This window comes from Psychrobacter alimentarius (assembly GCF_001606025.1).
GTDB classification, from domain to species: Bacteria; Pseudomonadota; Gammaproteobacteria; order Pseudomonadales; family Moraxellaceae; genus Psychrobacter; species Psychrobacter alimentarius.
This window is the reverse complement of record NZ_CP014945.1, coordinates 94,243-107,501: the sequence shown is the minus strand read 5'-3', so window position 1 is coordinate 107,501 and position 13,259 is coordinate 94,243. Positions and strand designations below refer to the sequence as shown.

The 13,259-nt window shown below is 41.5% G+C and carries 12 protein-coding genes; 2 read left to right on the top strand and 10 right to left on the bottom strand.

The window, feature by feature from the left end; genetic code table 11:
• Nucleotides 1-79 precede the first annotated feature (79 nt).
• Nucleotides 80-592 (top strand): DUF3450 domain-containing protein, encoded by a 513-nt coding sequence (locus A3K91_RS00470; RefSeq protein WP_062843529.1) that lies wholly within the window; start codon nucleotides 80-82, stop codon nucleotides 590-592.
• A gap of 35 nt (nucleotides 593-627) precedes the next feature.
• Nucleotides 628-1,191 carry a hypothetical protein gene (locus A3K91_RS00465; RefSeq protein ID WP_062843528.1) on the top strand — a complete coding sequence of 188 codons (564 nt, stop codon included), beginning with the start codon at nucleotides 628-630 and terminating at the stop codon, nucleotides 1,189-1,191.
• A 257-nt stretch (nucleotides 1,192-1,448) separates the two neighbouring features.
• On the opposite strand, the gene pnp is transcribed toward A3K91_RS00465, so the two are convergent.
• The 10 genes from pnp to rimP all read right to left on the bottom strand — a co-directional run bounded on the left by pnp (nucleotide 1,449) and on the right by rimP (nucleotide 13,142).
• Nucleotides 1,449-3,551 (bottom strand): polyribonucleotide nucleotidyltransferase, encoded by a 2,103-nt coding sequence (gene pnp, locus A3K91_RS00460; RefSeq protein ID WP_062843527.1) that lies wholly within the window; start codon nucleotides 3,549-3,551, stop codon nucleotides 1,449-1,451.
• 730 nt (nucleotides 3,552-4,281) lie between these two features.
• Nucleotides 4,282-4,548, bottom strand: coding sequence for a 30S ribosomal protein S15 (gene rpsO, locus A3K91_RS00455; protein ID WP_045443035.1), 267 nt, complete (start codon nucleotides 4,546-4,548; stop codon nucleotides 4,282-4,284).
• Nucleotides 4,549-4,910: 362 nt separating this feature from the next.
• Nucleotides 4,911-5,084 (bottom strand): hypothetical protein, encoded by a 174-nt coding sequence (locus A3K91_RS14100; RefSeq protein ID WP_167541791.1) that lies wholly within the window; start codon nucleotides 5,082-5,084, stop codon nucleotides 4,911-4,913.
• Between the two features lie 201 nt (nucleotides 5,085-5,285).
• Complete coding sequence (locus tag A3K91_RS14050; RefSeq protein WP_157769645.1) at nucleotides 5,286-5,447, bottom strand: hypothetical protein; 162 nt, start codon at nucleotides 5,445-5,447, stop codon at nucleotides 5,286-5,288.
• Between the two features lie 66 nt (nucleotides 5,448-5,513).
• Nucleotides 5,514-6,038: a type 1 glutamine amidotransferase domain-containing protein gene (locus A3K91_RS00450; protein ID WP_062843526.1), complete on the bottom strand. Its 525-nt coding sequence runs from the start codon at nucleotides 6,036-6,038 to the stop codon at nucleotides 5,514-5,516.
• A gap of 434 nt (nucleotides 6,039-6,472) precedes the next feature.
• Nucleotides 6,473-7,495 carry a tRNA pseudouridine(55) synthase TruB gene (gene truB / locus A3K91_RS00445; protein WP_062843525.1) on the bottom strand — a complete coding sequence of 341 codons (1,023 nt, stop codon included), beginning with the start codon at nucleotides 7,493-7,495 and terminating at the stop codon, nucleotides 6,473-6,475.
• 9 nt (nucleotides 7,496-7,504) lie between these two features.
• Nucleotides 7,505-7,894: a ribosome-binding factor A gene (locus A3K91_RS00440; protein WP_062843524.1), complete on the bottom strand. Its 390-nt coding sequence runs from the start codon at nucleotides 7,892-7,894 to the stop codon at nucleotides 7,505-7,507.
• Between the two features lie 202 nt (nucleotides 7,895-8,096).
• The gene (gene infB, locus A3K91_RS00435) at nucleotides 8,097-10,823 is read right to left on the bottom strand and encodes a translation initiation factor IF-2 (RefSeq protein WP_062843523.1); all 2,727 of its coding nucleotides are present in this window, start codon (nucleotides 10,821-10,823) and stop codon (nucleotides 8,097-8,099) included.
• Between the two features lie 146 nt (nucleotides 10,824-10,969).
• Entirely contained in the window at nucleotides 10,970-12,454 is a 1,485-nt protein-coding gene (nusA, locus tag A3K91_RS00430) for a transcription termination factor NusA (RefSeq protein WP_062843522.1), read from the bottom strand.
• Between the two features lie 187 nt (nucleotides 12,455-12,641).
• Nucleotides 12,642-13,142: a ribosome maturation factor RimP gene (rimP, locus tag A3K91_RS00425; protein WP_062843521.1), complete on the bottom strand. Its 501-nt coding sequence runs from the start codon at nucleotides 13,140-13,142 to the stop codon at nucleotides 12,642-12,644.
• Between the last annotated feature and the right edge of the window lie 117 nt (nucleotides 13,143-13,259).

The following is a 13,259-nucleotide window of genomic DNA, read 5'->3' as shown; positions in this document are numbered from 1 at the left end:
TCTAGCAATAGATAGGCTTTTTATTTTGAGTTTGTTATATTATACCTACCTATATTTTTAACTTAAATTTGAACATCGTATGAACCGCAAAAAAACCTCTACTAAGTTCCCTCAAAAATGGTGGCTACTCATTGTATTAGTAGCACTATTGATTGGTTATTTGGTTTGGAGAAGTGTTTTATCTGATACTGCGCCTGTTGACGCGACTGCACCCTCAACAGTAGAACAAACTGATGCCAAACCAATCGCTTCTAGCTCAGTAACTGGGCAAATAAATGACGCAGAACTAAATGTAGATGCGCCATTTAGTGACGAAGTGGTAAATGCAGGCTCAGACTTTGATAATAACTCAACCAATCAACCCATTGATCCCAAACTTATATTAAATGCACCCCTACCAAAAACAAACAGTCTCGCCAAAGAAGAGATTGATCGCTTAGAAGATGAGCGTCAACGCATGGCTGAGCAGGAAAAGCTGGCAGCTGAGCAATTGGCCATGAACAAAAAACTGACTGAAATGAAAGCAGAACAAATCGCGTTACTAGAACAACAAATTGCTGAGCTTGAAGCGAATGAGACAGCTGTAGAATAGAATCACTGTATTTATCAAGGGGCTAAAGGCAAAAAATGGCGAACATACAATTAACGCATGCCCCTATTTTAAATAGCAGCGCACAGCTACTTATCTTGCCAGTGAACACAGCAGGCATTCTTTTAGATCCTGTGCTGGCACGAACCAAAACCTTATTTTCTGATAATTATCAGTCTTACTACCAAGCGTGTCGTGATGGTAATCTAAATGTTGGTAGCTGCTTGTTGATTAAGCGCGTACTTGAGCAAACAGGTCTAGGTGCCAGCAGTAGTGGTAATCAGCCCAGTTATATTGCCAACCTCGTCGTATCTGATCACCCTTATCATCCAGCACGCACAAGTTGGCTTGATGCGGCTCTACTAGATTTACAACAGCAGCTTTTACCGCTGATTCGTTACCAAGGCATCCGTAAAGTAGCTCTACTTGCCCGCCCACTGGTGTATGATAACCCGCGAGACCATAAGACTGATTCGTCCGGCTCAGTTAATATACTGCCTTTAGATTGGCACCACGATACGTTGCCGTTATTGACTCAGCAGCTACAACCCTTACCCAAACTTCGTATTGATATTCATCTTCCTAAAAGCATTATTATATAAATCCATCACAGCCTTTGACTATAGTCGACCCGTCTTAAAAAGAGTACGGTTCTACTGGGGTCAATTTTACGAAGTATCTGTCACGCTTGCGAACAGCCAGTGAGTCGAATTTATACCAGTAGAACATGATGACCGTATTTACCACTTTTACTTTGGATTGACCATACCTCTAACACATAAAAAAAACCGCCTTGAGGACTCATAAAAAGTCTCTCAAAGCGGTTTTTAAATATCTAGACCAAACTAATGGTTAAAAATTAGTTTTGCTCGATACCTTTCATCGTTAACTTGATACGACCACGATTATCAACGTCTTGTACAAAGACTTTAACAACCTGACCTTCTTTTAGGTAGTCTGATACATTCTCTACGCGCTCTTCTGCGATTTGTGAGATATGAACCAAACCATCTGTATTTGGTAGAACATTCACAAAAGCACCAAAGTCGACGATACGAGCAACCGTACCTTCATACGTTTTGCCAACTTCAACTTCAGCCGTCAATGCTTCGATTCTACCGATAGCCGCTTTGGTTGCTGCTTTGTTTTCACCAAAGATACGAATCGTGCCACCGTCATCGATGTCGATAACCGCACCGGTCTCTTCAGTTAGCTGACGAATCATTGCGCCGCCTTTACCGATGACGTCACGAATCTTATCTGGGTTGATTTCGATAACAGCATAGTTAGGCGCATGAGCATTGATTTCAGTACGGCTTTCTGGCAATACTTTGTTCATGGCGTCCAAGATATGAATACGACCAGCATGGGCTTGTTTAAGCGCCTGTTCCATGATATCAGGCGTGATGCCTTCAATCTTGATATCCATCTGTAGCGCAGTGATACCATTTTTAGACCCTGCCACTTTAAAATCCATATCGCCAAGATGATCTTCATCACCTAAGATATCTGATAAGACAGCAAAACGTTCGCCTTCTTTAACCAGACCCATTGCGATACCAGCAACAGGGGCTTTTAATGGTACACCCGCATCCATCAATGCCAAACTTGCGCCACAAACAGAAGCCATAGAAGATGAACCGTTTGATTCAGTAATCTCTGACACCACACGAATAACATATGGGAAGCGTTCGCTATCTGGTAGCATCGCTTCTACACCGCGGCGCGCTAGACGACCATGACCGATTTCACGACGTTTTGGAATACCTTCACGACCTGTCTCACCAACAGAGAAATGTGGGAAGTTATAATGCAACATGAAATGATCACGAATCGTACCACCTAGTGAATCAATCATGTTAACGTCACGGCTGTTACCAAGCGTGGTCGTAACCAATGCTTGCGTCTCACCGCGAGTAAATAGTGCTGAACCATGCGTATAAGGGAGTACACCAACTTGTACATCAAGCGCACGAACGGTTTCAAGATCACGGCCATCGATACGTGGCTTACCTGACAAGATATTGTCACGAACCGTACGATATTTAAGGTCGTTATAGATTTCTTTTAACTCAGATACGGTCTCAGCATAGTTTTCTGATTCAGCATCACCAGCAAGCGCATCAATAACTGACTGCTTAATGTCGTCAAGTTTGGTATAGCGCTCTTGCTTATCCGTGATGGTATAAGCGTCAGCTACTTGCTCGCCAAACTGCTCTTTCATGCTGGTTTCTAAGGCTTTATCACGCTCAGGCGCAGAATACTGCTGCTTAGCCGTACCCACTTCTTCTGCCATTGAGGCAATATTGTCAATGACGATTTGCTGCTGCTCATGACCGTACAATACAGCGCCTAACATCTGATCTTCAGACAGCTCTGCCGCTTCAGATTCAACCATCAATACCGCAGATTTGGTACCAGCGACAACCAAGTCAAGATCACTTTCTTTAAGCTCTTCAAGTGTTGGGTTAAGAACGTATTCACCATTGATGAAACCAACACGCGCAGCAGCAACAGGGCCGTTGAATGGCGCATCAGAGATAGCCAACGCCGCTGAAGCACCAATCAATGCAGCGATATCTGCAGACTGAGTTTTATCTGATGATACAACGGTAGCTGTAATCTGGATTTCGTTTACATAACCTTCTGGAAATAGTGGACGAATCGGACGATCAATCAAGCGTGAGGTTAGCGTTTCAAATTCGCTAGCACGGCCTTCACGTTTGCCATAAGCACCTGGGATTTTACCTGCCGCATACATTTTTTCTTGATAGTTTACGGTAAGTGGAAAGAAGTTTTGTCCTTCTTTGGCTTCTGATTTTACAACCGCTGCGACTAGTACCGTAACACCGCCCATGTGTACCAAAATAGAATTGGCCTGACGTGCAACTCGACCAGTTTCGATAACAACCTGCTGGTTGCCATACTGGAATTCACGCTTAATGGTATTAAACATTGTCATATAATATTCCTAATGTTGACTGACAAAAATAATATCAGCATATTAACAAGCTGATATCTGTCATTAAAATGCGTTGTATATAACCGCTAATCGATATGCTTTTCATAAAAAGCCATATAAACTAGGATTCATACTGTGATTTAATTATCTGTATATCTACGATAGTCATTGCACTATCATATGTCTCTCATCATTTGATATCGATATTATTATAAATACTGTCAAATGGTAAAAATGAAACCCACAAGATATTCTTTAGTTTCGATAATCCCTTGCAAGTATCATTTTCACTTTATCGTTTATTACTTTCTTTAATTGACCATCAACTATCACTACTTGCTGTATAAACAATGGTCATGGGTAAAACTCACAATACATTATTTTACAGTGATTTATGGGCATTGACCAATGAATTGCAAAACTGAGCATCTACTCATTTTTGATAGCTCTGATTACTGTAATCTTAGTCTGCTCATGCTACGGTGAATCTGGGGTTTTACTATCTTCGCAAACTGATATCAGACCGTTATAGTAGCGTAAATAGTCTATACATCAAAACCTATTCCAATACGCATAAAAAAACGGCGTGAAACTATTCCACACCGTTTTTAGAAAAATCTATTGTATCAATATTAGCAAGTAAGTTCTAAGCGGTTTAGCAAAAGTCTTAAAAAGATACCATCTAATGGTGCTTTTTATTTCAGCAACCACTTGCACTTTTGTCGCTAAATTAACGACGTAGACCTAACTGGCTAATAAGGGTGGTATAGCGACCAAGATCTTTACCTTTTAGGTAATCAAGCAGTTTACGACGGGTGTTAACCATACGGATAAGACCGCGACGGCTGTGATGGTCAGCTTTGTGTGCTTTGAAATGGTTCTGCAAATCGTTGATACGAGCACTCAATAGAGCTACTTGAACTTCTGGTGAACCAGTGTCGTTTTCGCCGCGCTGGTATTGTGCAATGATTTGTTCACGATCGGTATTAGTTAGCATAAATATCTCCGGCAATGCTAAAAGTTCTCAGACAGACTCAAATTGAGTCTTCATAAAAACAGTAAAATAATAAATAAAGTAACTCATACGCCATTCAGGACAACCCTGCATTACTAGAGTTGACCTAGTGTACGATAAGCTCAATTATTGTAACCATCATTTAAAATAGAAGTAAATCAACGCGAAATAGTACAGAACTCAGCTCACTATCTAAAGCAGCGAGATTAAGAACAACGCGCTATCTAAAACTCAATTCAAATGTGCGGGCAATTATAACAAAAAACTGCTGAACTAGCAGCAGTTTTTCATAATAGTTTTATTAACACGATAAGCATGAAATCACTTGTCTTAAGTCAATATACTTATTTTTTAGCCTTATCATTGGTCGCGTTATCGCCCAGCTCATTGTCTGCAAGAGGCGCAGTAGTCGCTTCTGCTAGACTATCAGGCGTGGTTTCTTCACTAGGGTTGATATCTGCTGCAAGTTCTTGAATCTCTTGCTCTTGTTCATCTAATTCGTTGGATGCGTTATTCATTTTGGCTCCTAAATTATTATTAGTAAAGTATCCCTTTTACATGTTTAGCTACGATTTGTATAAACGTAATTTATTCAGTTATTGTTTTTCAAATATTAGGCATTAAAAAAGGAAAAGCTTTCTTTCCCTTATGACTATTTGCCATTATCAACTCAGTAATCATTGCCCCATAACTGTTGGAGTTATAGGACAATTGATCAATTACTTATCTTCTTTTGCACTGTTTAAATTATCAGCAATACGATCTGCTGCACCTTCAGAGTCTTCTGTGTGATTGTTTTCAGTTTGGCTCTTAAGAGCAGCAGTTGCAGATTCAGAACGTTCTTGTTCAAGAGCGGTATCATTTGGATTAGGGTTTGACATGAGGATATCCTTAGTTTTAGTTATGATTGGTTTTTTACGTTATGTCGTGCATTATAAAATATCGAATTAAGAAAGCGCTTTGTCAATTGCTTCGACAAAATTGTCGATATCATCTGGATTACGTGAGGTAATGAGGTTACCATCTACCTGTACTGTTTTGTCTACAAAATTGGCACCCGCATTTTCTAAATCTGTTTGAAGCGATTGGTAAGCGGTAAGCGTCTTACCTTTAGCAATGCCTGTATTAATAAGTGCCCAAGGTGCATGGCAAATAGCAGCTAGTGTCTTACCTGCATCATTAATCGCATTGATAATTTTGTGAGCTTCTTCGTTACCACGGATGGTGTCAGCGTTTACTGTACCACCTGGTAGAACCAAGGCATCATAATCATCTACATTTGCTTCACTTGCAAAGATATCGGCAGTAAAAGTATCGCCTTTATCGACATCTTGGTTCATTGCTTGAACTTCTTTTTCTTTATTAGTAGTAATGAGAACTGTCTTATAACCTTTGTCTTTCAACTGGTTATTGACGTCTTCATACTCTGCTTGTTCAAAGTTACTATGGAGTAAAAAGGCAATCGTTTTCATAATATCTCTTCTTTTTCTATTAGTGAATGGTTAATCAATAAGTTGTCTGTCTGGCTATTTTATTATTTCTAGTTATTATACATAGGAAGCTTTGCTTCTTCTTTTTATAAAAAAACGTCCTGTCTGTAGGTATCCATACTTTTTATTTTATATTTTCGTTTTTTTCTACTTTGGTCATCTTCATAGTCGACAATCGTTTTAGTTATTTTTCATTTCTTAGTGACGTCTGATGTTTCTTATTATTCTATTTATCGTCGTTATAATTTTTCATTATTATTTTTTTGTCTTTATCCGCTCTCCCTAGCTGGTGTAACTAATGTACAAAAAAAACAGGTTTCGCTATAGGCGAAACCTGCAATGAAATGTGACGATATGTGATTAGTGTAAACTGTTAGTAAATCGGTTTAATCTCAAGGCGCTGTCAAAAGCTACCATCAACGTTGAATCAGCTTTTTGGGTTGTAACCGACCATTTAGACTGATTGCTCCCAATCCAAGAAACTCGCCTTCCTCATTGATCAACCGGACATCGATGGGTATTTCGTGCTCAATCTGCTGCTCTTTATGAGCCTCATCTTTATCTCTCAAAAGCTGCTTATTGACTGTCTCTGATATGTATCCTTTAAGATCATCTGTAAGCTGTTCAAACACGTTTAATCGTTGACCCATATGTATACGCGTACATTGCTCAGATGTTAGTAGCAAAGTGGCGTCGATATCAATGCAAGCATCAACTGGCATCAATCGCTTTTCTCGATTAGCCAGTGTCATGGCCTCTAACGCTGATAACGTAATCGCACCATCAATGGTAAACTTTCCAACCTGCGTACGTCGAAGCGTCGTCAGATGACCTAACGTCCCCATTGCTTTGGCAATATCTTCGCCCAATACACGTACATAAGTACCTTTGGTACAGGTTACCATCAGTTGAACCTGCTCATTATCAATCTTTTTTATCTCAATGGCCTTGATAACGATGTCTCTTGGCGGTCGCTTTACCTCAATGCCCGCGCGAGCATACTCGTATAGCTTTTTGCCATCTTTTTTCAAAGCAGAATACATCGGTGGTATCTGCTGCTGAACGCCCAAAAACTGCTGAGCAACTTTATTCAATGACACATCATCAAATGTTGGTACAGGTGATTGTTCAATGATTTTACCATCGGCGTCACCAGTGTCGGTCTGACGACCAAGTAATATGGTGGCTTGATAAGACTTGTCAGCATCCAATTGATAATGACTAAACTTAGTAGCCTCGCCCATACAAATAGGCAATAGACCGGTTGCCATTGGATCAAGCGTGCCCGTATGTCCCGCTTTTTTACTGTCATGACTTGGCGACTTAAACAGATACTTCACCTTTGACACGACTTGCTGAGAAGTCATCCCTTGAGGTTTATCTACTAAGACAACTCCAGAGACTCTTATTTTATCGGCTTGCTTGATCGGTATGGACATAAGGGTTATTTACTCGTCATTCTCATTTTGTTCTGTCTTAGTGACGGCTTTATTGATTAGATCCATCATGTAATTGCCACGGGCAGTGACTTCATCATAATGAAAACGCAGGCGCGGTGTGGTGCGTGTTTTTAGGCTATGGCTTAGCTCAGTACGCAAAAATCCTGCTGCTTTATTTAATACTTTGATACTCTCTTCATGATTGGTCTTCGTCATGGCATCGTTAAGCTCAGGCTCCATGATGGTGACGTAGATATCAGCGTAGCCTAAATCTGGGCTAACTTTAACGCTAGAAATAGTGACAAAACCCGTTAGACGAGGGTCATTGACTTCGTCACGGATAAGTACAGCAAGCTCACGCTGAATTTGATCGGCTAAGCGTTGTAAACGTTGGTTCATGTTTTTACCTTGTCTCTAATATGGCTCATTTTATTTGTGAATACATTTGCTGATTAATCGCTTGATAATAACTATTTGCTAAAAAAGGCCTAGCAGGGTGTACCTGTTAGGCCTAAGTACAGCTAGAGGTTAAGAGGATATCTACATACTTAGCCGATATGGCGTATCGTATGGCTAGATATCCTACTATCAAGTCGTCGCTTTAAATCGTACGAGCGAACTCTTGGATTTCAAATACTTCGATCTTATCACCCGCTTCGACGTCATAGCCACGAACAGCCAGACCACATTCCATACCTGTACGTACTTCATTAACGTCTTCTTTATAGCGACGTAATGATTGCAATTGACCCGTAAAGATAACTTGGTCATCACGCAATACACGGATTGGTTTGTTGCGATAGATTGTACCTTCAACCACCATACAACCAGCAGCCGCACCAAACTTACTAGAACGGAAGACTTCACGAACGTCTGCAACGCCAAGAATCTTCTCACGATGTTCAGGAGCAAGCATACCACTCATTGCGGCTTTGACATCATCAATCAAGCCATAGATAACACTATAGTAGCGAATATCCATGTTAGCCGAATCTGCTTTACGGCGTGCAGTTGCATCTGCACGAACGTTGAAGCCCAATAGCACAGCTTCACTAGACTCTGCCAATGTAACATCAGACTCAGAAATAGGACCGACCCCTGAACTGATGACTCTGACCTTGACCTCATCAGTTGACAGCTCGTTCAATGCTGACAGTAATGCTTCGAGTGAGCCACGTACATCTGTTTTCAATACGATATTTAAGAAAGACACATCGCCTTGACCCATCTGGTCAAACATACTTTCTAAACGCATCGCATTCTGACGTTCAAGTTGACGCTCACGCTCACGATTGGTTCTAAAGTCAGCCACTTCACGTGCTTTTTTCTCATCTGTCACTACTAGGAATTCGCTACCAGCAGCTGGCGTTTCAGGCAAACCTAAGATCTCAACAGGAATAGAAGGACCCGCAGATTTGATACGTTGACCATTCTCATCCGTCATTGCACGGACTTTACCATAATGCTCACCCGCTAACACCAAATCGCCTTGCTTCAGTGTGCCTTTCTTAACAAGGACACTAACCACTGGACCACGACCTTTCTCAAGTCTTGACTCAATAACAACACCTTGAGCAGCACCATCTAGTGGGGCTTCTAGCTCCATAAGCTCAGCTTGCAAGCTAATGAATTCTAACAACTCATCAATACCTTCACCAGTTTTGGCAGAGATACGAGCCATTGGTGTGTCACCGCCCCATTCCTCTGAAACCACTTCTTTTGTGGTCAACTCATTAAGAACACGGTCAGGATCGGCACTTGGCTTATCCATTTTGTTAATAGCGACAATAATTGGTGTACCAGCAGCACGTGCATGATCAATGGCTTCTGCGGTTTGCGGCATCATGCCATCGTCAGCTGCAACAACCAATACAACGATATCAGTCGCTTGAGCACCACGTGAACGCATCGCACTAAAAGCTGCGTGACCTGGCGTATCAAGGAAAGTAATAACGCCACGATCAGTTTTTACATGGTAAGCACCAATATGCTGGGTAATACCACCTGCTTCGCCCGTTGCCACTTTCGTTTCGCGAATTTTGTCTAGTAATGATGTTTTACCATGATCAACGTGACCCATAATAGTCACGACTGGCGGACGTGTTTGTACGTTACTGCTACGCTCATCAACTGCGTCTTGCAGATCGTCTTCCACCTTCGTATCACTAACAGGTACTGGATTGTGACCCATTTCTTCAACAAGCAAACTTGCTGTGGCTTGGTCAATCATATCTGATTCACGAGCCATTTCACCCATTTTCATAAGCAATTTGGTGACTTCACGAGCTTTCACTGCCATACGTTGAGCAAGATCGGCAACGGTAATGTGCTCGCTAATTTCAACATCATAGACAATTTTTTCGACTGGTTTTTCAAACTTATGCTGTGATGCTTGTGTTGAACGCAAACCATTTTTGCGGTTTTTGATCTCGCGCTCGTCTTGATTCTTACGACGACCACGACCACGTGCACTAGTACTACTGGTGCCACGCTTGATTTCGCGGCGTTCTTTTTCAAACGATTCTTCTAAAGCATCGCCTACCAAACCTTCTGCTAATGGTTCGTCTTTACGAACTTCAGAAGCTGGTTGATCTGTATATTTGCCAGCCATTTTACGCATCTGCTCAAGCGTACGTTTTTGTGCTTCTTCGGCTTGAACGCGGCGTGTTTCAGTCTCGATTTCACGCAGACGAGCTTCCTCTTTCTCACGTGCTTCGCGCGCTTTACGCTCAGTGGCTGTTTCAACTTTAGGTTTTGTGGCAGCAACTTTTTTCTTCGGTTGCTCTTTTGGCTTAACTTCTACCGTAGCCTTACCGCCTTTTTTCACGACCACTGACGTCGAGATATCGTCATTCTTATCGTCTGACTTTTTGCTAGAGCCCAAACTTGCACGCATTGCTGCTAAGGTTGCTGCTTGACGTTCTTCAGCTTTTTTCTTAGTAGCCGCACGTTCTTCAGCTTCTTTAGCGGCACGTTCTTGCGACTCAATCATCGCTTGCTCACGCGCAGCCAATTCTTCAGCCATCTTTTCTGGATCAGGCTTTTCGAAAACTTTCTTTTTACGCACTTCAACATTGACGCTCTTAGATTTTCCTGAAGAGCCGGTCACACGCGCAGTGCTAGTCGTCTTAGATTTCAGACTGATACGACGCTTTTCTTGCTGACCATGACTTTGCTTTAAATACGTCACCAACTTCTCTTGCTCAAGCTCAGTGACTAGGTCACTTTCTGCACGAGCAGGCAGTCCAGCATCTACCAATTGCTGTTTTACAGCGCTTGGCGTTTTGCCTACCATATCTGCCAGTTCTTTGACGGTCTTATCTGCCATTTATTATCACCTACTGTCTATTATTTGCTATATGTTCAATTCAGTTGTTGGCTACAAATGATTGGGGTAAGGCCAGTATTTATATTACATACCAGCGCTTTATTTCGATAGCATATCACTAAAAGACAGCGATATGCAGTTACCGCTTATTCATTGAACCAAGATTCCCGAGCCTTCATAATGAGTTTTCCTGCGGTTTCAGAATCTAAACCTTCGATATCTTCTAGATCGAAGACGGCTTGTTCTGCCAAGTCATCAACGGTAAGAATGTCTTTTTGTGCCATTTTATAGGCCAAGCTGACAGTCATACCTTCAAGATCTTGAAGTTCTTGACTTGGCTCTTTCATGTTTTGTTGTTTGACCAGCTCGTCAGCGATGACCACTTCTTTCGCACGCTCTTGAATCATCTCAATCGCTTCATCGTCTAGGCCTTCTATATCATAGAAAGTCTCAACAGGTACGTAAGCCACTTCTTCGATACTGGTAAAACCAATATCCACAAGCGCTTGTGCCAAGTCTTTATCGACTTCTAAACGCTCATAGAACAATTCGATAAAGGCTTTTGATTCATTTTCTTGACGCTGCTGATACTCTTCTTCTAGCATCATATTTAGCTTATAGCCTGTCAACTCAGAAGCCAAACGTACGTTCTGGCCTTGTGAGCCAATCGCACGCGCCAACTGATCATTGGTGCTAAAGATAATGTCAGCTGTTTGAGTGTCTTCATCCAGGATGATACTGCTAACGTCAGCTGGCTCTAAAGCGCTGATGATAAATTGGGCAGGATCATCTGACCAAACGACCACATCAATGCGCTCACCATCAAGCTCTTGCTGTACTGCTTGGATACGCGTACCACGCATACCAATACAAGCGCCAACTGGATCAATACGATGATCGTTTGTTTTTACTGCGATTTTGGCACGTGTACCTGGCAAGCGAGCAACATGACGAATTTCGATAATTTGTTCTGCAATCTCAGGTACTTCTTTTTGCATCAATGCTGAAAGCATTTCTGGATGTGTACGAGAAAGCAATAGCTGTGCACCGCGATTTTCACGGTTTACATGGTACAAAATCGCATTGATACGAGATTTTGCACGTAGCTGTTCGCGTGGCAACATCTGATCACGTGACAAATAGCCTTCTGCATTGTCACCCAAATCAATGATGTAACCATCGCGTGTCTGTTTTTTGACCTCGCCATACATCATTTCACCCACACGTGGTTCAAAAGCATCGGCTACTAACGCACGCTCAGCTTCACGAATTTTTTGGATGATGACCTGTTTGGCTTGAGTCGCAGCAATACGACCAAATTCAATGGATTCAATCTGCTCTTCTTTAACATCACCGATTGACCATTCATTTTCATCAAGGTCACTGATAGCTAACTGGCAGGCAGGCATTTCATGGTCTTCATCTGCAACCACTGTCCAGTAACGATACGTATCATAGTCACCTGTTGCACGGTCAATAGCAACGCGTACAGCCACTTCTGGCTGTTCGGTGTAGACTTTTTTCTTAGTCGATACCACCAAAGCGTCTTCTATGGCTTCGAAGATATCTTCAGGATTTAAGCCCTTTTCATTACTGACAGTTTCTACTACCGTTAAGATTTCACGACTCATGCTATACCTGTCCTATCATTTTTTAATTGACTTAAATTTTATAATTTGTGTATCAATAGTATGGTTTTACCGCAAGCTATTATTTAATTAAAGAGATGTGTTTGGAGAATAATCTTCTTATTTCTCGTAACCTATATAGCCTATTGTATTCATTTAAGAATGTCCTTAAATGCAACCTCTCAATAGATTATGCATCTTCATAGATCAAATTGGCTTTATCTATGTTACTTAGGGCAATTTCGAACTGCTCACCATCATTTGATGTGAGTGTCAAAACGTTTGCATCGATACTATCTAAAGTACCTGTTGCTTTACGGCGTTTTTGATCGCCTTCACCAATAGCCTGAATCAGACGTAGGCTCACTTTTTGACCAACATACGCATGCATTTGTTCGTCTGAGAAAAACGCACGGTCGAACCCTGGCGATGATACTTCTAAAATATATTCACCAGCAATAGGATCATGAACCTCAAGAATACCGCTCACTTGATGGTTTACCGCAGCGCAATCTTCAATCGTGACATGCTTATCTTGAGCTTGCTCTTCTGGCAATGCCTCAATATAAATACGCAACAAAGAACGACGGCCTTGTGGCGCGAATTCTATACCCCATAGTGCCACATCACAAGCGGCCACTGCTGGAGCAATAATATTGGTCAGTTCTGCAACTTTGGTCGAAAGCTTCATAATCTCTTTGTATTTTCCTATTCACTCATCTATCGTACTTGATAAACCGTCTCAAAATTTTAATGTATTTCTTACTCGTCAGCATCATAGATGATACTGTATTTTAAACCATAATCT

Bases quoted from the DNA above. Each gene is read 5' to 3' on its own strand.
- A3K91_RS00450 (WP_062843526.1), bottom strand. From the start codon at position 6,038: ATGAAAACGATTGCCTTTTTACTCCATAGTAACTTTGAACAAGCAGAG.
- A3K91_RS14100 (WP_167541791.1), bottom strand. From the start codon at position 5,084: ATGAATAACGCATCCAACGAATTAGATGAACAAGAGCAAGAGATTCAA.
- rimP (WP_062843521.1), bottom strand. From the start codon at position 13,142: ATGAAGCTTTCGACCAAAGTTGCAGAACTGACCAATATTATTGCTCCA.
- infB (WP_062843523.1), bottom strand. From the start codon at position 10,823: ATGGCAGATAAGACCGTCAAAGAACTGGCAGATATGGTAGGCAAAACG.
- A3K91_RS00440 (WP_062843524.1), bottom strand. From the start codon at position 7,894: ATGAACCAACGTTTACAACGCTTAGCCGATCAAATTCAGCGTGAGCTT.
- rpsO (WP_045443035.1), bottom strand. From the start codon at position 4,548: ATGCTAACTAATACCGATCGTGAACAAATCATTGCACAATACCAGCGC.
- pnp (WP_062843527.1), bottom strand. From the start codon at position 3,551: ATGACAATGTTTAATACCATTAAGCGTGAATTCCAGTATGGCAACCAG.
- truB (WP_062843525.1), bottom strand. From the start codon at position 7,495: ATGTCCATACCGATCAAGCAAGCCGATAAAATAAGAGTCTCTGGAGTT.
- A3K91_RS00465 (WP_062843528.1), top strand. From the start codon at position 628: ATGGCGAACATACAATTAACGCATGCCCCTATTTTAAATAGCAGCGCA.
- A3K91_RS00470 (WP_062843529.1), top strand. From the start codon at position 80: ATGAACCGCAAAAAAACCTCTACTAAGTTCCCTCAAAAATGGTGGCTA.
- A3K91_RS14050 (WP_157769645.1), bottom strand. From the start codon at position 5,447: ATGTCAAACCCTAATCCAAATGATACCGCTCTTGAACAAGAACGTTCT.
- nusA (WP_062843522.1), bottom strand. From the start codon at position 12,454: ATGAGTCGTGAAATCTTAACGGTAGTAGAAACTGTCAGTAATGAAAAG.